The sequence below is a fragment of the Nostoc sp. genome, assembly GCF_036917435.1.
GTDB lineage: Bacteria > Cyanobacteriota > Cyanobacteriia > Cyanobacteriales > Nostocaceae > Nostoc.
Map to the genome: position 1 here is coordinate 65,958 of NZ_JBALDM010000051.1, position 24,582 is coordinate 90,539.

21 protein-coding genes are annotated in these 24,582 nt (G+C 39.5%); 11 read left to right on the plus strand and 10 right to left on the minus strand.

Annotated features, from left to right (window positions below; all coding sequences use genetic code 11):
- Positions 1-26: 26 nt before the first annotated feature.
- Positions 27-698, minus strand: a complete 672-nt coding sequence (locus V7K98_RS25510) for a Uma2 family endonuclease (protein WP_335026999.1) — start codon at positions 696-698, stop codon at positions 27-29.
- Positions 699-901: 203 nt separating this feature from the next.
- Here V7K98_RS25510 and V7K98_RS25515 point away from each other — a divergent pair, with 203 nt between their 5' ends.
- The 3 genes from V7K98_RS25515 to V7K98_RS25525 all read left to right on the plus strand — a co-directional run bounded on the left by V7K98_RS25515 (position 902) and on the right by V7K98_RS25525 (position 2,084).
- A complete protein-coding gene (locus tag V7K98_RS25515; protein WP_335027001.1) occupies positions 902-1,159 on the plus strand; it encodes a hypothetical protein in 258 nt (85 codons plus the stop codon).
- A 120-nt stretch (positions 1,160-1,279) separates the two neighbouring features.
- Positions 1,280-1,588, plus strand: coding sequence for a DUF3181 family protein (locus V7K98_RS25520; RefSeq protein WP_335027003.1), 309 nt, complete (start codon positions 1,280-1,282; stop codon positions 1,586-1,588).
- A gap of 280 nt (positions 1,589-1,868) precedes the next feature.
- The gene (locus tag V7K98_RS25525) at positions 1,869-2,084 is read left to right on the plus strand and encodes an acetyltransferase (RefSeq protein ID WP_335027005.1); all 216 of its coding nucleotides are present in this window, start codon (positions 1,869-1,871) and stop codon (positions 2,082-2,084) included.
- Positions 2,085-2,135: 51 nt separating this feature from the next.
- Here the strand turns inward: V7K98_RS25525 and V7K98_RS25530 are convergent, their stop codons facing one another.
- The 3 genes from V7K98_RS25530 to V7K98_RS25540 all read right to left on the minus strand — a co-directional run bounded on the left by V7K98_RS25530 (position 2,136) and on the right by V7K98_RS25540 (position 5,455).
- On the minus strand, positions 2,136-2,606 hold the full coding sequence (locus tag V7K98_RS25530; RefSeq protein ID WP_335027007.1) for an ABA4-like family protein: 471 nt from the start codon (positions 2,604-2,606) through the stop codon (positions 2,136-2,138).
- A 110-nt stretch (positions 2,607-2,716) separates the two neighbouring features.
- Positions 2,717-3,757, minus strand: a complete 1,041-nt coding sequence (cobW, locus tag V7K98_RS25535) for a cobalamin biosynthesis protein CobW (RefSeq protein WP_335027009.1) — start codon at positions 3,755-3,757, stop codon at positions 2,717-2,719.
- A gap of 513 nt (positions 3,758-4,270) precedes the next feature.
- A complete protein-coding gene (locus V7K98_RS25540; protein ID WP_335027011.1) occupies positions 4,271-5,455 on the minus strand; it encodes an acyl-CoA dehydrogenase family protein in 1,185 nt (394 codons plus the stop codon).
- Between the two features lie 647 nt (positions 5,456-6,102).
- On the opposite strand from V7K98_RS25540, the gene V7K98_RS25545 reads away from it, so the two are divergent.
- Positions 6,103-7,728 carry an iron uptake porin gene (locus tag V7K98_RS25545; protein ID WP_335027012.1) on the plus strand — a complete coding sequence of 542 codons (1,626 nt, stop codon included), beginning with the start codon at positions 6,103-6,105 and terminating at the stop codon, positions 7,726-7,728.
- Between the two features lie 340 nt (positions 7,729-8,068).
- Here V7K98_RS25545 and V7K98_RS25550 read toward each other — a convergent pair whose 3' ends face one another.
- The 3 genes from V7K98_RS25550 to sfnG all read right to left on the minus strand — a co-directional run bounded on the left by V7K98_RS25550 (position 8,069) and on the right by sfnG (position 12,059).
- The gene (locus V7K98_RS25550) at positions 8,069-9,112 is read right to left on the minus strand and encodes a hypothetical protein (RefSeq protein ID WP_335027014.1); all 1,044 of its coding nucleotides are present in this window, start codon (positions 9,110-9,112) and stop codon (positions 8,069-8,071) included.
- 351 nt (positions 9,113-9,463) lie between these two features.
- The gene (locus V7K98_RS25555) at positions 9,464-10,672 is read right to left on the minus strand and encodes an SfnB family sulfur acquisition oxidoreductase (RefSeq protein ID WP_335027016.1); all 1,209 of its coding nucleotides are present in this window, start codon (positions 10,670-10,672) and stop codon (positions 9,464-9,466) included.
- A 289-nt stretch (positions 10,673-10,961) separates the two neighbouring features.
- Positions 10,962-12,059, minus strand: a complete 1,098-nt coding sequence (sfnG, locus tag V7K98_RS25560; protein WP_335027018.1) for a dimethylsulfone monooxygenase SfnG — start codon at positions 12,057-12,059, stop codon at positions 10,962-10,964.
- A 752-nt stretch (positions 12,060-12,811) separates the two neighbouring features.
- Here sfnG and V7K98_RS25565 point away from each other — a divergent pair.
- Positions 12,812-12,964: an LLM class flavin-dependent oxidoreductase gene (locus tag V7K98_RS25565; protein WP_335027020.1), complete on the plus strand. Its 153-nt coding sequence runs from the start codon at positions 12,812-12,814 to the stop codon at positions 12,962-12,964.
- A 205-nt stretch (positions 12,965-13,169) separates the two neighbouring features.
- Positions 13,170-15,266: a LysR family transcriptional regulator gene (locus V7K98_RS25570; RefSeq protein ID WP_335027022.1), complete on the plus strand. Its 2,097-nt coding sequence runs from the start codon at positions 13,170-13,172 to the stop codon at positions 15,264-15,266.
- Between the two features lie 179 nt (positions 15,267-15,445).
- Here V7K98_RS25570 and V7K98_RS25575 read toward each other — a convergent pair whose 3' ends face one another.
- Together V7K98_RS25575 and V7K98_RS25580 are read right to left on the minus strand one after the other, a co-directional pair.
- Positions 15,446-15,715: a hypothetical protein gene (locus V7K98_RS25575; RefSeq protein WP_335027024.1), complete on the minus strand. Its 270-nt coding sequence runs from the start codon at positions 15,713-15,715 to the stop codon at positions 15,446-15,448.
- 374 nt (positions 15,716-16,089) lie between these two features.
- The gene (locus tag V7K98_RS25580; protein WP_335027026.1) at positions 16,090-16,806 is read right to left on the minus strand and encodes a biliverdin-producing heme oxygenase; all 717 of its coding nucleotides are present in this window, start codon (positions 16,804-16,806) and stop codon (positions 16,090-16,092) included.
- Positions 16,807-17,377: 571 nt separating this feature from the next.
- Here V7K98_RS25580 and glmM point away from each other — a divergent pair.
- The 4 genes from glmM (at position 17,378) to hpsN (ending at position 22,833) form a co-directional block, all read left to right on the plus strand.
- Positions 17,378-18,850 carry a phosphoglucosamine mutase gene (gene glmM / locus V7K98_RS25585; RefSeq protein WP_335027028.1) on the plus strand — a complete coding sequence of 491 codons (1,473 nt, stop codon included), beginning with the start codon at positions 17,378-17,380 and terminating at the stop codon, positions 18,848-18,850.
- Between the two features lie 486 nt (positions 18,851-19,336).
- On the plus strand, positions 19,337-20,104 hold the full coding sequence (locus tag V7K98_RS25590; protein WP_335027030.1) for a glycosyltransferase family A protein: 768 nt from the start codon (positions 19,337-19,339) through the stop codon (positions 20,102-20,104).
- A 35-nt stretch (positions 20,105-20,139) separates the two neighbouring features.
- Complete coding sequence (gene hpsL / locus V7K98_RS25595; protein WP_335027032.1) at positions 20,140-21,795, plus strand: hormogonium polysaccharide biosynthesis protein HpsL; 1,656 nt, start codon at positions 20,140-20,142, stop codon at positions 21,793-21,795.
- Positions 21,796-21,852: 57 nt separating this feature from the next.
- Positions 21,853-22,833 carry a hormogonium polysaccharide biosynthesis glycosyltransferase HpsN gene (hpsN, locus tag V7K98_RS25600; protein WP_335027034.1) on the plus strand — a complete coding sequence of 327 codons (981 nt, stop codon included), beginning with the start codon at positions 21,853-21,855 and terminating at the stop codon, positions 22,831-22,833.
- Here the strand turns inward: hpsN and V7K98_RS25605 are convergent.
- Positions 22,775-22,921 (minus strand): histidine kinase, encoded by a 147-nt coding sequence (locus V7K98_RS25605; protein WP_335027036.1) that lies wholly within the window; start codon positions 22,919-22,921, stop codon positions 22,775-22,777. The genes hpsN and V7K98_RS25605 overlap by 59 nt on opposite strands.
- A gap of 56 nt (positions 22,922-22,977) precedes the next feature.
- Here V7K98_RS25605 and hpsO point away from each other — a divergent pair, with 56 nt between their 5' ends.
- A complete protein-coding gene (gene hpsO / locus V7K98_RS25610) occupies positions 22,978-24,147 on the plus strand; it encodes a hormogonium polysaccharide biosynthesis glycosyltransferase HpsO (RefSeq protein WP_335027038.1) in 1,170 nt (389 codons plus the stop codon).
- Positions 24,148-24,582: the final 435 nt, after the last annotated feature.

Genomic DNA, 24,582 nt, shown 5'->3' on the forward strand with positions numbered 1-24,582 from the left:
TGACTGGCCTCATCCCCACTCCCCATTCACGGTAGATTGTCAGGATCAATGCCGAGATTACGCAAATATGCTGCCAACTGTTCAGCACGTTGGTGTTCTTGTTTTAGCAATAACTCAGCCTGTTCTGCCCGTTGATTGAGTTCCAGCGAATTCAAAAATCTCTGTCCATCTGGACGGTAAATTACTAACTCCCCTTGCCCAGTTTGGAATCTAATTCCTAAGCTGGGGCTGATCCAACCATCCATTTGCCATAGCTTATTCAAATGGTTATTTTGCCGCAACCAGCCATCTAGTTGAAAACTTTCAGGGTCGTATAAATAATATTCTTCAACACCGTAAGTATCGTAAAATTCCAGCTTACGCTCCATTTCCTTAGTATCATTACTATAAGAAAGAATCTCAAAGACTACTTGCGGTGGAATATTATCTTCTTGCCACTGACGATAAGAACGACGTTTTCCCTTTGATCTACCGAAGACAACCATTACATCAGGTGCAGTCGGTGTAATCAGCCTAGAACGGACGGGATACCAAAGCAAATCTCCCGCAATCAAAACATTCTCATCATTAGCAAGCAGAATCTCTAAATTCTCCTTAATCAGGACAATCCAACGATATTGTTCTGTATTGTCTGCCATTGGTTTGCCGTCACTATCTGGATAGAGGAGATCGGGATCTATTTGCTCAAAGATCGTCATTTGATTTAACCCAGTGGCTCTTGACTTCCAATTCAATTATCACCAATAATTCCCTGATGATACAAAGCAAGGGGATTTATCCGTGGAATCAATCTAAAATCTAAAATCCAAAATTGTCTGACTGGTTGTAAGGGTCTAATAGCAACCATTGCCCCAAAAACCTTAGAATAAATAGGGTGTATTTAAATCTGTAACAAATATTTATGCCTCCTCGTTGGCCTCGCAAACCCGATCGCAAAGACCCAGATTACCGCAAAATCGATGACCGGATGAATTTTGCCACCCATGTAGCGATCGCTGCTACGATTAACTCTGGCTTATGGTTTTTCCACATTCTGAAAGCTACTACCTGGGAGTGGCTGCCTTTAGTAACTTTAAGTTGGACAGGAATAGTGTTAGTGCATCTGATTTATATTAGTGCGATCGCTAACTATACCGAAACTCCACCCAAATCCACCTGAAGACGGACTGCTAATGCTAGGGCGATTGTAACCTGTGGTAGTGGAATCAGCCTTTTAATTGAGTGATAATGTAAAAAAGCCTGAGATTTCGCACTCTTTACTTAATTTAAGGTTATTTTTATGGCTAAGACTAACACCACCGAACTACTAGAAGCCCTAGCATCTGAAATTGGCGAAAATGTCTACATAGACATTGCCAAATGGCATCTTTATTTATCCAATGCCAAACTACATACCCTTGTTGCCGAAAGACTGTATCCTTTAATTACTTCTAACAGTGTCACTGAAGACCAAGTTCTAAAAGTCTTGCAATCAATTACAGTAAAAATTGGCGGCGGTAGAAGTGAACTTCCTTTAATTGATTTACTACCACTGCAATGCCAGGTTACTTTAGTTGATATTTTGGAGAAATTTCAACGCGATTCATAATTGCTAAAACCAATACTATCTTAGTTAAGCAATTTTATTAATCAGCACTTCCTGATTTAACTTTGTCTGCTGAATTAGGTATAGCTTTGCTACGTCAATTTTATAAAAATTAACTCTACAGATACACACAGATGAATATCGTGTAATTTCTCTGTGGGTATCTGATAAAAATTTCCTTTAACAATTAAGGAATCTCCGCGTTCAAAATCAGTTTAGATTTGAGCGAGTTTATGTTGAGACTCGCTTTGAACTTTCATGCAAACTCATTGAGGCAATTTCTATGCTTTTACAACTTAAAGATAGTGACAAATTGGTGAAAATTCTCGAAATTCAAGAATTGCTCGATCCTAATAGTAACGTCGTTCAAGGACGAGAACAAGAAGGTGAAGAAGAACAACCACCTGATAGTTTTAAAAAAGAAAATCTCGTTTTTCCTTCAGGTGAAGTTCTACCACGCTGTTGGTTAGATGCAGACTACAGACACGACAACGCTTAACTAGAAGATCCCCGACTTCTTAAAGAAGTCGGGGTTCTGGTTTTTTACAGATTATGATGCAACTTTTTCTTCTACCATCACCGTTTCATTCTGCTGAGATTTCGGGAAAAATGTCTTAACAATCCAGTAAGTCGAGATGTGAGACAGCAATCCCATAGGGCCAGCAAACAAACATAATGCAAGAGAGTGAATTGTCCAAATACCTGTCTTTTGCCCTTCCCAATAAATCCAGCGCCCAACGAATAAATCCATCACTAAAAAATGAATCCAACCTGTCGCAGCAGCCGTTTCATCTGCGAAAAATCGCGCGATATCAGCTAATTGAGGATTTGATAAAGCTTGGGCATTTTCTGGCGTAATACTGCTGATAAACAAATACAAATACGCTCCAGCCAACAGCACAAAGGGCAAATATGATGACATTATTTGCCGTGTAACTTTCCAATTTGGCAATAAAATCATCAACGCCCAAAAAGGTAACACAAAAAGATTGGCGACGTTAAATAGTTGAGAGATTGTCATATTTTTGTAAAGTGAAGAATTTTCAGCTATTGTTTTTAATTAACTAATTATTCATAACTCTCAGCATATAGATCCCCGACTTCTTTGAGAAGTCGGGGATCTAAATATACTTATAAAGCTACAAGTTGCGATTCAATTTCTGAAGACTTTAAATCACGTCCGATAAAAACTAAGCGGGTTTGCCGCGCCTCTTCGGGTTTCCAGGCGCGATCGTAAAATTTATCAAATCTAGTTCCTACACCTTGCATCACCAAACGCATAGATTTATTTGGCACTGCCACAAAGCCTTTAATCCGGTAAATTTCTTGTTCTTGTGCTAATTTCTCTAACTGCTGTTGCAGCTTTTCTGGATCAAAGGTACGATCTAAAATTAAATTAGTTGAAGTAATTTCTTCGTCGTGATTGTGGTCTTCTTCAGTATCGTGATGACTAGGACGAGAATCTAAATTGTCTTCAACTGCGGCTTGGAATCCTAATAATATAGATGCGTCTAGTTGGGAATAATCGCTCTCGACAATCTTCACCACTCTGGGCAACTCTTGCTTAATTAATTCCTCAACTCTCGCTTTTGTCTCGGCATCCACCAAGTCAATTTTATTCAACACTACTAAGTCTGCACAAGCAAGTTGGTCTTCAAACAGTTCTTGCAAGGGTGTTTCGTGTTCTAGATTATCATCAGCTTGTCGCTGGACTGCGATCGCATCTGGATCGCTAGCAAATGTCCCCGCCGCAACCGCCGCACAATCTACCACGGTAATTACAGCATCCACAGTGGCAGCGTTGCGAATTTCTTGCCAGCGAAAAGCCTTCACCAATGGTTTTGGTAAGGCTAAACCAGAAGTTTCAATCAAAATGCAGTCGATGCTATCTCGCCGCTTGATTAACTCTTGCATCGTCGGGTAAAACTCTTCCTGTACGGTGCAGCATAAGCAGCCGTTAGTTAATTCAAAAATATTAGTGTCGCCCTCACCATCTTCCGGGCAAACTTGACAAGATTTTAACAATTCGCCATCAATACCGAGTTCGCCAAACTCATTGACTATAACGGCAATGCGTCGTCCTTGGTTGTTTTGTAGCAGGTGGCGAATTAGGCTGGTTTTTCCACTACCTAAGAAGCCTGTAATCACAGTAACAGGAATTTTCGTAGCCATATTTTTGCCTGATTTACTCAGTATGAGAAGTTTTACGGGTTACAAACTTAAATACTGAGATTAAGCTTGGTTTGAAGATTGACTTAGTTATTTTAAGCTGAAAGTCTATGGTTAGCCTGAAAATATAGCGTATTGCGGGTAAATGAAGTACACGGGTAGGGGCACAACATGTTGTGCCCCTACGATGATCTGTACCTCACGCCTGTTGCAATCTGCTGTATCTTCAAAACAACTTTTGGCTTAGTGAAACAATCGCTATAGCTATTATTCTGTCAAGTTTATTAAATTGATGGGTAAAAAATTTCGTAGTAAGGACTTCAGTCCTTATTTTCTAATACCATTTCTTTGTGAGGCAGCGCCAAATTCTCTTGGCTTCCTTCCTTCCTTCTTTCTTTGTGTCCTTTGCGCCCTTTGCGGTTCGTTCCTTATATAGTTTGGCGCATGTTCATACAGAATTGGTATAAGCACGCTTTGTGCTTACTACAAACTTTTCATTACTAGCTTGACAGACTACTAAGAATAAAAGTTGGGTTTTGGCAGTTCATCATTTAACGCCCACTTTCCTATATCTTGGATTTTGTAATCTACTGGATCGTGCAAAGTGAACGTGCGGAGATTACGCCAATAACGATCAAACCCATATTTTGCACTAGTAGCGCGTGCGCCCATAACTTCAAAGATGCGGTTGGTAATGTCTAAACCGACTTTAGTGGCGAAAACTTTGGCAGTAGCAACCAAAAGCGCACATTCTCCCCGTTGTTCGGCGGTAAGTGACCATTCCTGCTCCCAAGCTGCTTGTAGTAATTCTCCCGCTTGCTCAGTTAAATAGACAGCTGCTTGGAGATCAACCCAGATTTTACCATAGTGCTGAAGGATGTAAGGATCTTGGGTTGCACTTTCTACACCTGATGTCAGCCAAGGTTTGGTATTAGTAGAAGTATATGTTTTAGCAGCTTCAAATGCTCCCTGTGCAATTCCCAGGTAGATGTTAGCAAGATTTAATTGAGTTAAACAGGCGCGAATAGTGCTGAAGGGTTGACTGGGTTTGTCTCTACTACCAAAAATTTCTTCAGGGTATACCAACATATTTTCAAAAGTAACACTACCACTGTCTGTTTGGCGTTGCCCCATATTATCCCAATCATGATGAACTGTAACACCTTGCCGTTGGGTGGGAATTGCCAAAATATTCAATTCCCCAGTTTCTTGATTAGTGGCAGAAATCGGCAATATATCCGAGTCTTGAGAGCCAGAGCAAAAGCTTTTAATCCCGTTCAGGCGGAAATAATTATTTTCCGGTGTCAGAATAGTTCTTTTATCCAAAGGGTTGAGAGCATTGCACCAAAACCAATTTTTGTCAATAGTTTCTGAATAATATCGCTGTTTTTGCTCTGCCGAACCAAAGATATGAGGAATAATTACACCTAGATGGTGATAAGAAAAGACGTGAGCAATGGAACTATCAACTTTGGCAAACTCGCGGGTAATTTGCAGAACGGTAATCCAGCTTTGCCCTAAACCACCGTATTCTGTGGGTATAATTAGTTTCAGCAAGTTGCTTTGACGCAAGCGATCGCGTTCATGTTTTGGTGTTCCCCCTTGGGCATCCCGCTCTACAGCAGTTTGGGCAAATTCTTTTGCTAAAGACTTAGCTATATCAAGATAATTTTGAGATTCTTTAGTTTCGATTAATTGCATATCTTGCAACTTCTCCTGCTAACCTTCTGTGAGGAGCAACTATAAATTTTGCTGGAAAATTTTTAATCTACAGTGTTTTGATAGAACCACCGTACTAATAGAAATATAATTGCATATTTGAACTAATAAGGCAAGTTTAAATTCAATTAATTTTCATAAAGCTATAGGTTATTAGTGCAATCTCAAAAAATATTTATTTGAGAGTTAAAAAGAAAAAAGTGAATTGAAAAAAATATTTTAATTTACTTGTCTTTTAAGAAAATATATGCAATATTAATAAGTTGAATATCATAATCTACTTTAAATAGATAAAATAACAGTAGATACTATCTAAGTGCAAAAAGTTCAGCTTTCTGTCTAAAGTTTAAATATTTTTACAGATACATATTCCCTTAGCAAATAGGCCAGCTTATATAGGGATTATATTTTTGTGCAAACAAGTCTTTTATCCACTGAAATATGCGGATTACACTTCCAGATAGATCAGTGAATATCTGGAAGTATAACGATATTAGTAAAAATTTTCGAGTGTCAGAGCAATTCAACATTTTTCAGGGCTAGCCATAATCTTTTAGCTTGTCAAGCCACTGAAATCTCTTATGACTTGCACTAAATTTTTCAAACCAAAAATGTGAGGAGTGATAGAAATGTTCAATCGTTCATTTCATAATTTATTCGTGGAATCGATGATTGTGGTGGCTACTTTGCTAACTACCACATCAGCTTATAGTGAAGACAATAATTTAGTAGCTGAGACTAAAACAACTAGATCAACTGCGATCGCACAAACGCCTAAAATTCCTGCAATCGATAGTGATGTAACTATTCCACAGACAAACAGGATGTCTCAGGTAACATCTGTATCTCAGTTTTCAGATGTGCAGCCAACTGATTGGGCATTTGGCGCACTCCAGTCTTTAGTTGAGCGTTATGGATGTATTGCGGGATATCCAAATAGTACTTATCGGGGAAACCGCGCCATCACTCGCTATGAATTTGCAGCAGGCTTAAATGCTTGTTTATCTCGGATCAACGAGCTAATTGCAACAGCTACATCTGACTTAGTTACCAAAGAAGACTTAACTACTGTACAAAGGCTGCAAGAAGAATTTACTGCTGAACTAGGAACTCTCCGGGGTCGCGTTGATAGTTTAGAATCTCGCACTGCGGAACTAGAAGCCAATCAGTTTTCAACAACCACAAAGCTTTCTGCCGAAGCCATCTTTGTAATTACAAATGCCTTTCAAGGCTCAGTCAATGGTGATAACACAGTTTTTCAAGATAGAGTTCGCCTCGTTTTCAAAACTAGTTTTACAGGTAGAGATACTCTAAATACTCGTTTAACTGCTGGAAACACTACTACTTTGCAGCTTCCTGGTGGTTCAGCTGAAGGTTTGCAAACCTTTAATCTTGTCCCTAGTAACAACAACCAAGTAGCCGTAGATTGGCTCTCTTACTATTTCCCCGTTGGTAGCAAAATCGATGCTTATATAGGAGCAATAAACGGAGTATTTTTTGATTTTGTTCCTACTCTGAGTCCCTATCTTGATAGTGCTACAGGCGGTGGTCGCGCTTTGACAGAATTTGCTTCCTCTAGTCCTATCTACCGGATTGGTGGTGGTGCTGGTGGGGGATTCAATTATCGACTCAGCGACCAATTGGTATTGAGCTTGGGTTACTTAGCAGGAGATCATGCCAGTCCTCAACCAGATAGTGGTTTTTTTAATGGTCAATACAGCGCATTTGGACAAATAGCATGGAACCCAAACAAGAACTCTGGTATCGGTTTGACTTATGTAAATGCCTACCAAAATCGGGGAGCAATATTTGATCTGGGTAGTGGTTTTACACTTGTCGGAACAGAACAAGCCAATACTCCATTTGAGCGGATGATTACCAACTCTTACGGAGTCGAAGCTTTCTATAAATTTAGTTCTCGATTTGCAGTCAATGGATTTTTTGGCTACACTAACGCCAAAAATCTGGCAGGCAGTGGTAGTGCAGATATTTGGTACTATGCTCTAGGGTTGGCATTCCCAGATTTAGGTAAACAAGGCAACCTTGGTGGCATTCTTGTGGGTGCAGAACCTTATCGGGGCGGTAATCCAGCACCTGCAAACGATTTATCCTTACATATTGAAGGCTTTTACAAATATCAGCTTACAGATAACATTGCCATCACCCCTGGCGTAATTTGGATTACGGCTCCTGCTCAAAACAATGACAATCAAGATGGTGTAATTGGTACTGTAAGAACAACCTTTACCTTTTGAATAATCTCAGCAACGTTACGAATTTTGGCGTTGCTGATTGAGAATATGAATTTGCTGTGAGAGAAAACTCTCCCATTGCTACAAGACTAGAGTGTACACACAAGTCTTTAGTGACACCATCTAAGATTTATCGCGTAGCCCTTGAGATACCTCACCCTGGTTTTACTTCGTAAAACCTGTCCCTCTCCTTATTAAGGAGAGGGATTAAAGATAGGCGAAGGTGAGGTTTTTGTTTCATTTTGGGTAATTTGATGACTTGTGTCTACACTGTAGCTACTACGAGGAGAGAGGGAGCAGAGAGCGCAATATCACAACTATTAACTACGAATTATTTTTGTCCTTAACGATTCAAGCTGAGGGGTTGCTGTTCTTCAATTAGTGGCGGCACATCCTGCCAAAGGCTAATTCCATCATATAATCCTGGAGCCATTAAGAATACTTGAACCCAAAGGATATTAAACCACCAATAAAGCCCTTGAATAATATTTTCTTGACCTACCAGAGATACTGTCACCAAGTACAATAAGACCGAAATTATTAAGCTGGCAACAGATGCAACTATACCTTTTGTAGGCTGTGATAGATCCGTGAAAGGCCACATATTGAATTGCCAAACAAAGCCTAAACCAACGGTTGTCCAAATAGCTGCAAAGGTTGGCCCTGTCGTTGTTGTAAACAAATCCAGTCCTAGCTGTTTGAGAAATAATTCTGTAATCAGAGTGAGTAACAAAATAATACCTGTATGGAGTAACCCTAAACGTGGCATTCCTAGTTCCAATTTACTTAATGGCCAACGTTCAAAGAAACTACCGAATACTGTCGAACAAGGATACCAGTACCAAGGAATATAAAACGGTTTAAGTCCCCACATTTGCGGCAAAAAGGTAAGGGCAGGGGCAATAAAGAAGATGGCAAAAAAGATATTAAGAAAGCCGCTCACTGGATGCCATCTGCGTACTTCCTCAGTGGTGACAATCGTATTATCAAAGAAGAATAAACTAGCGGCGGCAGCAATGATTGCTGTTTGTCCCCACAAGCCAACAGGTGTATCAGTGAGAATTGTTTTTGCAGAAATGAATTTCCAGGCTTCTCCAGTAATGTAAACTAGCGCTAATAGCACTACTAAATTCACTGTTCCCCGTCCAAATCGGGTAGAAGAAAAGCGATAACCTGGATAGCCATTGAGGGAAAAACCTAGATGCCACCACCAGACAAAGCATATTGTGATGTAGGTCAACTTTGTTCCCACGTTTAGCTGAATAATTTGACCAAAAATGAGTTCAAAAATATAGCTAATGACAGCAATTACAGCAATAAAAAGCAGCCCCTTAAATGGCTGATTTTTCCAAAGGCTCCGCCTCTGAATTGGGTTTGCAACACTCATAGTATCAACTTAAATAATGTTGGATTTATTAGGGTTAAAGCACAATATGCTTGGCTAAAAAAATCTTCCTTCTCTTTCTTCTCTCTGCGTTCTCTGCGCCTCTGTGGTTGCTTAAAAAAAATGACTTTTACAAAGACTGCTAACCTTAACCCAAGCGTATTGGGGTAAAGTATTCTGGTAAATGTTATACCAGTTCTGCATGAAGGTGCGCCGAACTATATGAGGAACGAACCGCAAAGGACGCAAAGGGCACAAAGAAGGAAAGAAATAAGAAGTAAAGGAAATTTGGCGCAGCTTCACAAAGAAACGGTATTACCTCCGAATGTTTCACCCCAGTAGAGTATGCGGCAATTACAGCCAAGGATGGCGCGGAGGATAGACACCATTGAGGAAGTAGTTACCAACAGCGTAGTACTTCCAGCGCACGGGATCGTGGAGTGTGTGAGCGCGGGCATTTCGCCAGTGGCGATTGTAGTTGAATTCTTCCAATGTGGACTTAGTACCTGCTAGTTCAAACAACTTATTGGTAGCTAGGATTGCTGCTTCGGTAGCTAAAGCTTTGGCTTCAGCAACTGCGATCGATGCTTCAACTACCTTGGATTCTTCTAAACCTGACTCGTTGGCAATGTCAAGAAATTCACCTGCACGACGCAGCAATGCTTCAGAAGCGTGAACTTGGATTTGCACATTGCCTAAGTTATAGAGCGTCAGAGGATCTTCGTAGCCTTTTTCTAAATTGCTGTCAACCCAAGGGCGAGTATATTTACGGACAAAGTGGATGGTGTCACGGACTGCGGCTTTGGCAATTCCTACGTCTACGGCGGCTTGGATGATTTGCGCGATCGCACCCATTGGTGTAGCCCTTTCAAAGGCTAAGTAGTGGGGAATCACGTGTTCTGCTTTAACTTTCACATTTTCAATAATGGTAGTGCCGCTAGCCGTGGTACGCTGTCCGAAGCTCGTCCAGTCATCAAGTAGGGTTAATCCTTCAGCATCTCTTTCGACAAATGCCACCACTGTTTTACCATCTGGATTGCTGGCAATGACGGGAACCCAATGTGCCAAGAGTGCCCCAGCAGAGTAATATTTGCGTCCGTTGAGTACGAAGTCAGATCCATCTGGTTGTAACTTTGTCTGCACATCAGTGACAGACTTTGTGCCAATTTCTGAGAAGGCGTTACCAAACCGTTTACCTTGTAGAGCCAAATCAAAGAAGAACTTTTTCTGCTCATCAGTGCCATCTAACCGAACTGCTTCCACCATATAGAGGTGGTTTTGGGGAATTTGACCGAGGCTAGAATCGGCTTCGGAGATGATTTTAATTACTTCTGCAAGGGTTGCACTTGATACAAAAGCCCCGCCATACTCTTTAGGAACTGTAATCCCCCACAATCCACTCTGAGAGAACTTTTCCACTTCCTGGGCAGGTAAACGCCGATTTTGGTCGCGTTCTGAGTCGCCCGTGGCAAATTCAGCTGCTAATTCGTGAGCGATCGCGATCGCTTCTTTATCATCCCGAATAATATGCGCCTTCTGTTCTGTATTAATTACTGATGTCATGCTAAAACCCCTTGATTGTGATTACTACTATGAGATATGGACATCTTGCCCATCTAACAAAGTATGTTCCTGTTAATCTATTTGTCTGTTTCATTAATTCTGAGTGGTTAGGAACGTGGATTAAATAAAATGCAAAACTTCATCCTGTTTCTAGCTTCCCTCTCCTTTATAAGGAGAGGGATTGAGGGTGAGGTAAGCCAGGGACATAACCTGTATGTTATTTAATTCTTGTTCCTTAGCGGTGTCCAGATCCCCGACTTCTTTGAGAAGTCGGGGATCTAACTTTTCACTACACCCCAACTAACTCATCAGCTGTCCGACGATTAGCTTCCAGTTCGCGCACAAGCGGAATTACTGTCTTACCAAATGCAGGTAAATCATCTGTGTAGTGTAAGAAACCACCAAGAATTAAATCAACTCCCACTTCATGGAACTGGCGAATCTTTTCAGCTACTTGTTCAGCAGTGCCAATCAAGCCGGAACGGAAGCCATCGTTATACTGCACCAAGTCTTCAAAATTGGAATTTGCCCACATTCCCTGACGTTCACGAGTAGAAGCTCCCGCTTGTTTCACCGCTTCACCAAATCCTTTCACCGCCTCTACATCGGCTTGGGCAATAATATCGCGTAATACTTCATGGGCTTCTGCTTCCGTATCTCGCACGATGATAAAGGAATTCAGACCAAACTTAATTGTGCGTCCTTCATCACGAGCTAATGCAGACACTTCTGCAATCTGCTCTTGCACCCCTTCTATGGTGTTGCCATTCATGAAATACCAATCAGAGACGCGGCCAGCCATGCGCCGCGCTGCCTTAGAGTTACCACCTTGAAATATCTCCGGGTGTGGATTCTGATTAACTGGTTTAGGCTTCACCCAACCGCCATTAATCCGGTAAAAGTCGCCTTTAAAGTGAAACTCATCCTCTGTCCACAAACCTTTGAGAACGCGGATAAATTCTTCTGAACGACGATAGCGTTCGTCATGATCTAACCAATGTTCACCATATATAGTGAATTCATCTTTGAACCAACCACTAACTACATTCAGAGCGAACCGTCCGTTAGAAAGAAAATCAATGCTAGAGCCGATTTTGGCAACTACTCCCGGATGCCACAATCCAGGATGAACTGCTGCAATTAGCTTTAATTTCTTGGTGACTGGAGCCAAGGCTGACACGGTTGTTAATGCCTCTAGCTGGTACTCAGCGCCATAGCTGGCGATAAATCTGGCTTGTGCTAGTGCATATTCAAATCCAACTTCTTCGGCTGTCTGAGCTAGTTGAGCATTATATTCATAAGTCCAATCTGTGCGTTGGGGAATTTTACTAACAACTAACCCACCACTAACATTAGGAATCCAATATGCGAACTTAATATCTACCATAATTGTGCGTTTGTACTTGAAACTGCTTGTTTATAAGAGAAGGCAGGAGGAAATATTGTATGCAATACAGACCTAACCCCCAGCCCCTTCCCTACAAGGGAAGGGGAGTAAGATTTAAAGCCTCTCTCCTTGATATATACAAGTCTGAAAATAGATTAAGAACACAAGGTTTTACCCCACCCTAACCCTCCCCTTATAAAGGGGAGGGAACCGGATTTCCTGTTTCTCCCCAATATATCGGGGGGATTAAGGGGGGTAATAGGAGTTGTGTGTATACCGTAGCCTTTGAGGAGAGAGGTCAAAGTATATTGGATACAAGCGAAAACGATAGGGTAAAATTGAAAGCCTGAGAGCAGCTGGAAACTACTCTGAGTTTACAAGTAGACAATTTCAGATTCTTATGTTCGTAATATACTATAAGCCGACTGAACTACCGTGGTTTTTGATGAATCAGACTTTATCACGAGAATTTTTCTGATGTCGTGACTCAATATACTTAAATTCCATTTCGATATTCCAAAATGGAATACTGCCCAATTTCACTGAGTTTGATATTTGCTGGTTATCAACCTGATTCAGTCAGAGTAACCAGAAATCAGGACTCAACTAAGTTTTGATACTATTCCATATCGTGATAAGCAACTGTACATAGCAGAAATAAACGTGGTAGCATGAAATACTAAACTACGGTAAAAAGATATGGATATCGTAGTCTTTTAATGTCTCGTAAAAAAGGCACAGGAAAAAGATTTATGGAACTTCAGTTTGGAATTTGGTCGCCCGTCTGTGGTGGATGGTTGCGCGTTGTCAACCATGAGGCTAATTTATCCACTCAAGATTTGGTCAAGCTGGCGGTTCAGGCAGACGAGTTAGGTTATGACTTTTATTACATTCCTGAACATTAATTAAATGCAGTTCATGGGCCTAACTATAATGTTGCTGATGCTTGAATTACAGTAGCTTTAGCAAGTTTAAACACCAAGAATATCAAGATTGTTGCGGCTGTACAACCTCGTTTTAAACGTCTCTTGCCTTAACCGAACAGTATGTCACTCATCTCCGAATATACACAGCAGAGTAGCTTAGTTACGTTGTAATTAAAAATTTTGCATGAATAAGATTAAACTCGAAGATATTACCCTAAACCATATCAAAATTTTAAAAGCAGTAGATGACTGTGGTAGCTTCTCTAAAGCAGCAGAAAAATTAGGGCATAGTCAAGCATTAATTAGTAAAAAAGTCAAACAAATAGAGGATTGTTTCGGAGTAATTCTGTTAAATCGCTCTCCCGGCTCTATCTGCTTGACTAATAAAGGCAAAAAATTGATTTCCCAGACATTTAATGTAGTAGAAACTGTAGAAAATCTGCAAGAAGAATTTCAGACAACATTTAGCGCTGAAGGCGAAGATTTGATATTGGGGGCTACTAGTTTAATTTTAGAAGTCTGGCTAAAACAATATTTGCAGAGATTTCAGCTTTGTTTTCCAGATAGAAATATTAAACAAATTGCGGTTAAAGATAGCAGATTTTTTTCAAATTCTCAACTCATAGAAATGGATCTCCTGCTCAACAGTTGCGCTGGATATAAGGAAGAACACCACTGCACTCGATTAACAACTCATAAAATGCTGTTGGTTTCCTTTGGCGCAAGGAAATATTTAAATGAGCATAGTCTAGTTAAAATAAATGATATTGATCTGGCTGATATTGTGCTTTTAGATGAGGTTCATCAAGAACTATCTAAAAATAGATGTTTGAGGAATAAATTAAGTGGCACGCACGTACTACATAATTACCAAGATGTACTAAACTATGCTTCAAAAAATCAAAAGCTAACGATTCTACCTGATTTTTGTCAAGGTGAAATAATATCTCAATACCAAGTTTTAATTCTTCCTATTCAAGATATTAATGCTTATGGTATTTATCTGCATGTTCCTCGCTTTAGTGAGTTGTTAATATCCGCAGAGGGTTTGGTGAGAAGTTTTAGGCTAGATCAGGATAACTTGGATAGCTTACCTAATATAAACCTAATTTTAGATAGCTATTCTCCCAAAGAGGAAAATATTCTGAGGATAGGTATTCAGAGGGATTCCATAGGACAGTTTCTTGCTGGGTATGGGACTAAATATATTTCTGATTTACAGAGAGCATCATCATCACTTGAACAGCCTATTGTCAAAAATATTGAAATTAATCGAAATTTCGAGTTACAAATTCTGCCCTTTGACTCTGGGGAACAAATGAACCGAAAAATGAAGCGGGGAGAATTAGATATTTGTATTTTAGATGATATTTCTCTGTTGAATAATGGTAGCCAATTCTTTAATGATTTAAGTTTTGGTTCTAAATTAATTGGAATTGCTTCATATAATATTTTAGGTCAAGATATAAATATTGTTTTACATAAAGATTCTTCAATAAATACTATTGAGGATCTGAAAGGTAAACGAATTTCCACCTTATTTGGTTCCAATGCTCATAGGTTCATCATCACTCTTTTCGACCTCTATAATATGGATGTCAGTAAAGATTGCAGATTAGTGAATGAAGATCCTCGTAAAGTAAGTAAGAGTTTGGCAAATAAAACTATAGATGCTTACGTGTGTTGTCACACGTTCGGCTCAATTCTAGAAACTTATGCTTTTATTAGAAAACTGCCTTTATCTCAAACAATTAGTTTAAGAATTCCATCAATCAGAGGAATTGTCTGTCGTTCGCAGTTCATTAAAGAAAATCCTAAAATTGTAGTTGCTTATTTACATGACTTAGTAGTTGCTAACTATTGGTTTAATTCATCTCCAATCAAAGCAGCAGATTTACTAACTAAAATGATTGATATGAGAAAAACTCAAGTAAATCAGTTTTTTAATCCGGTATTTGGGAACCGCATCGATCCCACCCTAAAACCTCAATGGTCTTGGTTACTCAAAACCTTAAATCGCAGGTTGGAAGGAAAATATGGTATTTCACTATTTGATGTAGATTTTTGGATCGATGATTATTTTTTAAGACTTGTCTATAATTTGCTGAATCTAGATTATCACTTTCATCAAGTTTCTTTTGCAAGCGAATTTTCTAGCAGCTATTTTGTCGAGGAGCAGTTTAACCGACACATAAAAGTTCTCTATGATAAATACGATTTACCCTTACAAAATGAAGATAGCAACTGGCACAGCCCAGACAATAAAGTAGAGATGTTATGAGCCGCCTTGAAAGGGCTAGTCCTATAACTTTATCAAATCCCCTGAATTTATTTATGGGGATTATCTTTTTACTTTTTACTTTTTACTTTTTAAAAAATCCAAAGAAAAATCTGGCTGCGAAGGTAAACGAAAAACCACTGGAACTATTGCCCTACCATCGATTACTTTTCCATAAATCATTAAGCAGTACGCTCCATTGCACCACCAAAACTTACAGCAACATCATAACCAATCCGTATAGTAAACAATCTAGCATTAGGGTTTTTCTGTTTTAACTTTAATGCTGTCTCTACACCAGTTGGATCTATATCATATTCACCAGTTTCTGCATCAATCACAATCATCTTACCGATATTATCACCAGACTCGACATTTTGACGAATATCGTTTTCGTAAAATTGTTTAGCTCTTAAGGCTACTTCTTCTACAGTCCAGAAAATTGATTGCATCAAAATTTCACCAAATGATTGCTTCTTCAATCATTGTAGTTTCAGAACTAATAAAAGCATTTATTGTTCGGAACAGGTAGCCAAAAATCTATGGTCATGCCACAAACCTGATTTTTGAGCCTTTTCACTCAAATAAGTTAAGTAATTTTTAGGAGAATTTTTGTAACAAGATTGTTAAATTTAGTTAAATAAACCATAAATTGAGGGGCAATCTCCCTATGCTTGCTTTTACCAATCCAAAGCTAGTCACAGGGCTATTGCCCCTAAATATTTTGAGCGTTAATCGCTCTTTCTCCAGAAACACCTATTAATTATCTTTCATTAGGCTATCTGGGCTTAGATTCCACACACCATACTCCGCAATCTCAACAGAGTTACTCAGCAGTGACAAGTTCTGTACTGCCGCGTGTCCGACGGCGTGTGAGGCTGTTGTACAACATTACCCCGATCGCCTTAATCAAATTACCTTCCAATTCCTGGAACATCTTCATGTTCGTACCAAAAGCGGCGTTAGCTTCATCAACGATGCGATCGCTTGTAGCCTCATCAAGGGGCAATTCATCCAAATTCTGGCGATAATTGGCTTTAAATGCCTTCTCATCAGGAATTTCTGGAAACTCATAAAAAGCTGTTCCTTGCCCATCAGACAAATTCATCGCCGTTACAGCAATGTTTTTAAGAATTTGTCCCCCAGATAAGTCGCCCAAGTAACGAGTATATGAGTGAGCGATTAACAGTTCTGGTTCTGTGGCAGATATTTCTCGGATGCGCTTTACATAAGCTTCCCCTGCGGAAGACAGTTTGATTTGCTCTTTCCAGTTAGCACCAAAGTAATAACCCAGGTCTTGTTCTAAGGTATACTTGCGATTTAGCTGGGGAAAGTTAATTTTAGAAAGAATTGGGTGCTGGCTATGCTTTTCCATTTCTTCTTCCATCGCTGAGTAGACGAAGTAGAAGTTAGCAACTAGTTTCCGGTAAGAGTTTTTCTCGACTACTCCTCTTAAAAAGCACTTGACAAACCCTACATTTTCTGCCATTGTGTGGGCTTTCTTTGTGCCTACACGTAATTTGGTTGCTAAATTGCTGCTCATGTTAAATTTCTCAACTTTAAAAAGTTAACTGCCGGAGTTTTAATTCACTAACGGCTAAAAATAGCCATTAAAAAATTACCTTAAAACTATTTGATGAGAATTTATATTACAATTTTTTAAGCAGCAAAGATTTTGTCGTTTTTTACACAACAGTAAGACTATGGAAATATAACTTTACATTGCCGTGTTTAGATTTTTTGTTGTTATTAGCTAACTTCAGCTTTCATTCTGAGTTTTCCTAAAAAACATTGATGATGAAATCTAAGTAATATTTCTGACATTCTATTTTCTATTAACAGCATTGCAAAGTGTGGACTAATGCAGATAAAAATCAAAACTCAAGTTAAGGACATAAAATAAATAATTAGCTAAAATGTGGAAACTTTACTGATAAGGTAAAAGCTAATACTGGCTTCATGAAATATTTACAATCTCAAAGTCATCGATTCAGTATAATTACGTAAAAATAGCTATTATTTAGAATGAATTTCTAAAGAGAAAAAGCATGTCAAAATTGCTAAATAAAGTCTTAATCACTATTTTCGTGTGATTGTGTGGAGTGTTTAAATATATGGTTTCATCTATAACTCGAACATCAGACATTCCTGGGGATTCTGCTTCTGAGGTTGAAGGATTAGGCAAAGGGCTTGAAAGCAGTTTTGGGCTGAATTTAATCCCACTACCGGCAAATCCCTTATTTGGTACAGATGGGATTCGCGGACGAGTCGGAGAATTACTAAATGCGCCTTTAGCATTACAAGTTGGGTTTTGGACGGGGATTGTTTTACAGAACCATGCGACTCAAATAGGGCCAGTCATTCTCGGACAGGACTCTAGAAACTCCAGCGATATGCTGGCGATGGCTTTGAGTGCAGGGTTAACAGCAGCAGGATTAGAGGTTTGGTATTTGGGATTATGTCCCACTCCTTGCGTTGCCTATCTTACCAGCATCAGTGATGCCATCGGCGGAGTGATGATTTCTGCCAGCCACAATCCCCCAGAGGACAATGGAATTAAGGTTTTTGGTGCTAATGGTGGAAAGTTACCGCAAGTATTACAGGCAGAAATAGAAGCGGGACTGCGTGGGAAAATATCACCGATCGCTAAAGTCAATAATTGCGGACGGCATTACTCACGTTTTGAGTTAGTGGCGCATTATGGCGAGGCATTGAAAAAACCCTTGAATGGTGCGCTAAACCTTCAGGGAATGAAAATTGTTTTAGATTTGGCGTGGGGTGCAGCAGTTGGGTTAGCACCATCAGTATTTACAGAAATGGGGGCAGAGGTAATCTGCTTACATAACGAAGCAGATGGCGATCGCATTAATGTCAACTGCGGTTCCACCCACCTAGATATTCTGGCCGCCACAGTCAAAGAACACAACGCCGACATCGGCTTTGCTTTCGACGGTGATGCCGATCGCGTCTTAGCAGTAGACAACACTGGTAGGCAAGTTAACGGCGATTATATTCTTTACCTGTGGGGACGGCATTTACAACAAAACCAACAACTGCCAGATAACCTGATTGTATCTACAGTCATGGCCAACTTAGGCTTTGAGAAAGCTTGGCAACAAATTGGTGGTAACTTAATTCGCACCGCAGTCGGCGATCAGTACGTGCAAGCCGAAATGCAGCGAACTGGGGCGATGTTAGGTGGCGAACAATCTGGTCATATTCTTTGCCGTCATTATGCTGTCACTGGAGATGGCTTATTAACAGCCTTGCACATAGCAGCTTTGGTGAAAGAAGCGGGTGTTTCTCTGAGTGAATTAGTAGATCAAAGCTTCCAGACATATCCGCAAATATTACGGAACGTGAGAGTTCTAGATCGCGATCGCCGTTTGGGATGGCAAGATTGCGAACCAGTACAACAAGCGATCGCCCTTGCTGAAGCTGCAATGGGTGATTCCGGCAGAATCTTGGTTCGTGCCTCTGGTACAGAACCAGTAATCAGAGTCATGGTAGAAGCCGCCAATGCCGAACTTACCAACTACTGGACAAATGAATTAGTTTCAAAAGTCCAGCAACATCTGATGGACTAAATTAGCTATTATCTCAGCTTTTAACAAACGCCAATTCTCTGTCACAGCTTCTACAAATTAACCAGCCTTGGTTAACTGTAGAAGCTGTGATATTTTGTATTGGTATTATTATATCGTCTACGGCTAAGGGACTTCCAAATAAAAAAATATCCCAAATTTTCTTGTAGGATGGGCATCTTGCCCGTCCCCAATATTAGGACGGGCAAGATGCCCATCCCACAAATGAATAATTTATTTCTTGAAAAGCCCTAATTACTTGCCGAGAAAACTTACTACATCAGCATCAACATGTTATTATCTACCTCAAGATTATTAGCTATTTTTCTAAGATTTAGTAATCTGATTTGATTTTATGAAAAAATCTAAGTATGTGTAGGGTGTGTTATCGCATAGCGTAACACACCAAAAATTTCAGGTAGTGCGTTAGACTTTGGCATAAAGCAACCTGCATATATTTTAGAAATTAAATACGAATCTTATAATCTAATGCTTGTTTTTGTTATCCCACTAAAAAGTGCAAAAGTTTCCAATTCCTGGGGACGTGTTACACAATTATTTGAAAGATGCATTAAATCAGTTTGCAATCAAACCTCACCTAACTTTCACGTTATTGTTGTTTGTCACGAAAAGCCAAAAATAGAATTCACCCATTCTCATATTACATACCTTACAGTTGATTTTTCCCCTCCTAACGAGACTAACCCTGTAGCTAAAGGAGATACAGATAAAGGGCGTAAAGTCTTAAAAGGATTGATTCATGCTCAACGATTTTCTCCTACTCATACTATGGCAATTGATGCTGATGATTGTGTCAGCAAAAAATTAGCCCAATTTATTCAACAACATCCCGATTCTGATGGATGGGTTATCAACAAAGGTTATAAATATCAGGAAGGCAGTAAATATATATATATTAAAAGAAGAAACTTTTATAAAATGTGCGGTAGCTGTAACATTATTCGCTATGATTTGAATTATTTGCCCGAAACTGCCGAATATAATCGTGGCTACGGATACTATAGATATTATATAGATCATGGCAAAGTTAAGGATATTTTAGAGAGCCAAGGAAAAGCTATTAAATCATTACCATTTACAGGAGCGGTTTATATTCTGGATACAGGAGAAAACCTTTTTGATAATTCTAAAAGATTGAGATTTAGCATTTTTAATCGCAAATTATTAAATCAATCAGTTAGAGATGAATTCGGATTGTACAACTTACAGCAATCCAAAGAAATTTCTCAAGTATAATATATTCCTTGATGCTGAAAGGCTACAGCGCTACTATGCCGAAAATAAAGTCAAAATCCCAGAAATCTAAAAACTCGAAAAAGCAGGCTTCCAAGGAAACTTCTACTCTTAGCCTCAAAGAACAGTTAGCTCAAAAACGCAAAGCAGCCCTAGCACGTAAAGAACTCATTAGTTTACTCACCACCGCCTCTTTTGGCGGGTTCTTCGTTGGCATCGTGCTTTTTTTTGTAGGTGGAATTAAAGCAGCAGTCCCTGGTGTATTGGGGATAATAGTTCTGTCCCTTTCCTACAAATACCCGCGTCAAGCATTATATGCCTTCATCATTTACGTCCCTATTGGTGGTACTATCACCTACTACTTAGGCAATAGTCCCATACTCCAATTAGCTAAAGATGCCTTTTATGTCCCTGCGCTAATTGGACTTTGGCAAACTTGCCGTAAACAGGGGCTACCCCTAATTATTCCCCAAGGAATTAAAATTCCACTTTATATTGTCTTGGGTTGCAGTCTTCTAACACTATTATTTGTCAATGGTGGGCAGCAGTTTAACCCACCTAGTGTAGGACTATTAGAAAAAGTAGAGAAAGAAATACCTTTAGGTATGGGAATTCTCGGACTAAAAGTATTTTTAGGATATGTCCCCCTGCTTGGTTGTGCTTACTATCTAATTCGGGATAAGCGGGATTTTCTCTTTTTATCGCGCCTCCAGATTGTCCTCATACTGGTTTGTTGTCTGTTGGGATTTATCCAATACCTGTTACTACTAACTGGTATATGTAAAGGCACTAGAGGTCTTGAAGGCAATGCCCTATTTGTGACATCACTAGAAGCCCGGTGCTATTTTGGCGGAGCGCTCTTGTATAGTCCCGAAGAAGGAGTGATTCGTCTACCAGGAACATTTGTAGCCCCTTGGCAATGGTCGTGGTTCTTAATTTCCAGCACCTTTTTTACCTTTGCCACCGGCTTCACCGATCCCTCCATAATTTGGCGGCTAGTGGGTTTAGGTTCTTTAGTAACAGTCTTTATCAATGCTGTAATTTCTGGACAAAGAATCGCCTTAGCTTTAGTACCAATCTGCTTCGGGATTTTGCTATTGCTAACTGGTCAAATTGGCAACCTTAAACGATTCATCCCCATAGGGATAGGACTGGCTATAGTTTTAGGAATTGTGATGGTGACTAACCCTAGCGTCGTCGAAGAGAGAACCGCTAGTTTTACCAGTCGGTGGGACGCTTCACCACCTCAAGATTTTATCATCCAACAATTTCAAGAGAATTGGAAAGACGTAGACGGGCCTTTGGGAAGTGGCTTAGGTCGAGCAACTAACTCTGCCCGCGTAATGGGTACAACTAAACTTGTAGAAACCTACTACCCCAAAGTACTTTATGAAGTTGGAATTATTGGAGTACTAGCTTTTCTAGGTTTGGTAACAAGTTTAACAATTATTGGCTTTAAAACCTATCGCTCCATAAAGAACCGTAATTTCCGCAGTTACGGAGCGGCTTTATGGGTGTTTATATTGTTTATTAGCTACAACACCTACTACTACCCTTTGGATGTCGATCCTGTTGCTGTCTATTATTGGTTTTTTGCGGGAGTTCTTTTTAAATTGCCAGAACTGGATAAACAAGATAAAGAAGATGCCGACCCTCAGCAAAAAAACAAGAAAAAACGTCTTAAAACAATTTAAATCAGAGAACAATGGCAAAAGTTATTATCAAAATAGAAAAATTACTTAATAAAAATCATGGATAATTATCCTTTAATTTCTGTAGTTATCCCGACTTATGGTAGAGAGGAAGCGCTACGGGATAGTATTGTAGACGTGCTAAAACAGGACTATCCAAACTTTGAAGTTTTAGTAGTAGACCAAACTCCAACGCACCAACCAGAAATTCAAGCTTACCTAGAAGAGATGGCGAATGCAGCTAAAATTAGATGGTTGCGCTTAGATTGGGCAAGTTTGCCAGGAGCGCGAAATTATGCTGTGCGGCGAGCTTCTGGTGAAATAATATTATTTATTGATGATGATGTTCAGCTAACCCCAGAATTGTTAGCAGCCCATGCGAAAAATTATTTGCAAAATCCAGAAGTGGGGGCTGTAGCCGGACGGGTATTTGACAGAATGAAATTAGGTGATTCTGGAGGAGATTTACAGATTGAATATCTGCCTCCCGAAGCTATGGATCCAGGAATTGCTTGGTATCATATTGATTTAGTACATACCATCAAACCCCAGCAAGTGCTGACAGCAAGGGGTTGTAATATGTCATTTCGTAGCGAAATCTTTACTAAGTACGGGCTGAGGTTTGATGAGAGGTTTCGCGGTAGTGCAGTGCGCGAAGAGTCAGATTTTTGTTTGCGGGTGCGAAAAACGGGATATAAGATTTGGTACGATCCAGAAGCCCATTTGGTGCATTTAGGCGAAGAAACTGGGGGTTGTCATGATATTAGTATGCGATCGCTCAAATATCAGCTGACCTTCTACCACAACCATTTTTTGCTAGGGCTGAAAAACCTTACTGCAACTCAAGCTTTACGTCTATACGGTCGTTTATTTGACTGTCACGTTCTGGGACACCCACCTTGTAACAAAAGCGGTTCCCCCATCAAAATTGCCACTCGTGCTATTTTCTACACTTTGGGTTTTTTCAAAGCCTTGGGTACTGTCATCCAATCACTGTGGAACGATGGCCAAATTTACACTCAATTGGATGAACAAGTTTAGTTATTGGGAATTGGGAATTGGGCATTGGGCATTGGGCATTGGGAATTGGGCATTGGGCATTGGGCATTGGGCATTGGGCATTGGGCATTAGTTATTTAAAAAAATGCCAAATGACAAATGACAAATAACAATTAATAAATATTAATGAAAATCTTAGTTGCTAGTCACACTTATATCGTAGACCTCAACTGTGAAAAATTACGCGCTTTATCTCAACTAGAACCGGGAGTTGAAGTGACAGTTGTAGTCCCAAAGCGCTGGAAACCAGGAGGCGTACAAAACAGAATTATTGAAACTGAATACCGTGATGAAGGCACATTTAGAATAGTTCCCGTTTCTAATTTTAGTCAAAATCATCAGGGACTTCTTACTTTTGGCGCTGATTTGATATCTTTGCTAAAACAATTTCGTCCGCAAATCATCCAAGTGGAACAAGGGTCTAGGGGGCTAGCTTATACTCAGATGATTGCCTTAAATCAGCTATTAGGACTCAAGGCAAAAAATGTATTTTTTACCTGGTGGAATTTACCATATAATCTGAAATTACCAATTGCTTTATTAGAAAAATATAACCTCAATCACAGCCACGGCATTATTTCTGGCAATCAAGATGGGGCAGAAGTTTTGCGACAACGAGGATATAAAGGGGCAATTAAAGTCATGCCACAACTGGGTGTAGATGAAAGTTTATTTACTCCCAAAGCCCAACCAGAGTTAGCAGCCAAGTTTGGCATTAACACAGAGGATTTTGTTGTAGGTTTTGTTGGGAGATTTGTGCAAGAGAAGGGTTTATTAACGCTTTTGCAAGCCTTAATTACCTTGAAAAATAAACCTTGGAAATTACTACTACTGGGACGAGGAGAGTTGCAAACTGAATTAATTAAAATTGCGGCAGAAAACAATCTTCAAGGACGGCTAATCTTGATAGAAAGCGTCCCACATGACGAGGTTACAAACTATATCAATTTAATGAGTACTTTAGTATTGCCTTCACAAACAACTTCTAAGTTTAAAACCTTAACTTCTGTTGGCTGGAAAGAACAATTTGGTCATGTGCTAATTGAAGCGATGGCTTGCCAAGTACCTGTGATTGGTTCCGATTCTGGTGAAATTCCCTATGTAATTGGCGATGGTGGTTTAGTATTTCCTGAAGGTGATGCTCAAGCCCTTGCTAATTGCTTAGTTCAATTAATGGATAAACCAGATTTTGCTCACACTCTCGGTAAAATGGGTTATCAAAAAGCAATGGTTAAATATACAAATAAAGCTTTGGCTAAACAGCAACTAGAGTTTTATCAAGATTTAGTTTTTTAGTTTTAAAACAACTTGCCTGAACCGCAGCGATTTTTCGCAGTATTTTGAGTAAGCAACTGAGATACAACTTAACCTCACCCCCACAAAGAACAAGTAGTTCTCCCCTCTCCTTAGTAAGGGTACAGTGTACATACAAGTCATCCAATTACCCAAAACAAAAGAAAAATCTCACCGAACAAGGCAAAAATAAAAAGTAAAAAGTAAAAAGAAAGAGGAATAAAATCGGTAATTTTTAGTTAGGGCAAAATTTACCCCAAAAAGCGAAATCGGTTGGTATGTTTTCTACGGCTTCTATTACTCGCCTATCAAGCATCAAAGCTGAAACTAATTTCTAAAACTGTATTAAATACTACTTCTTATCAAGATGGTTGGTATGCTTATTTTACTAGACAAATGCTCTGTTTATTGGAATTTGGGGCTTTTGAGCCAAAATAA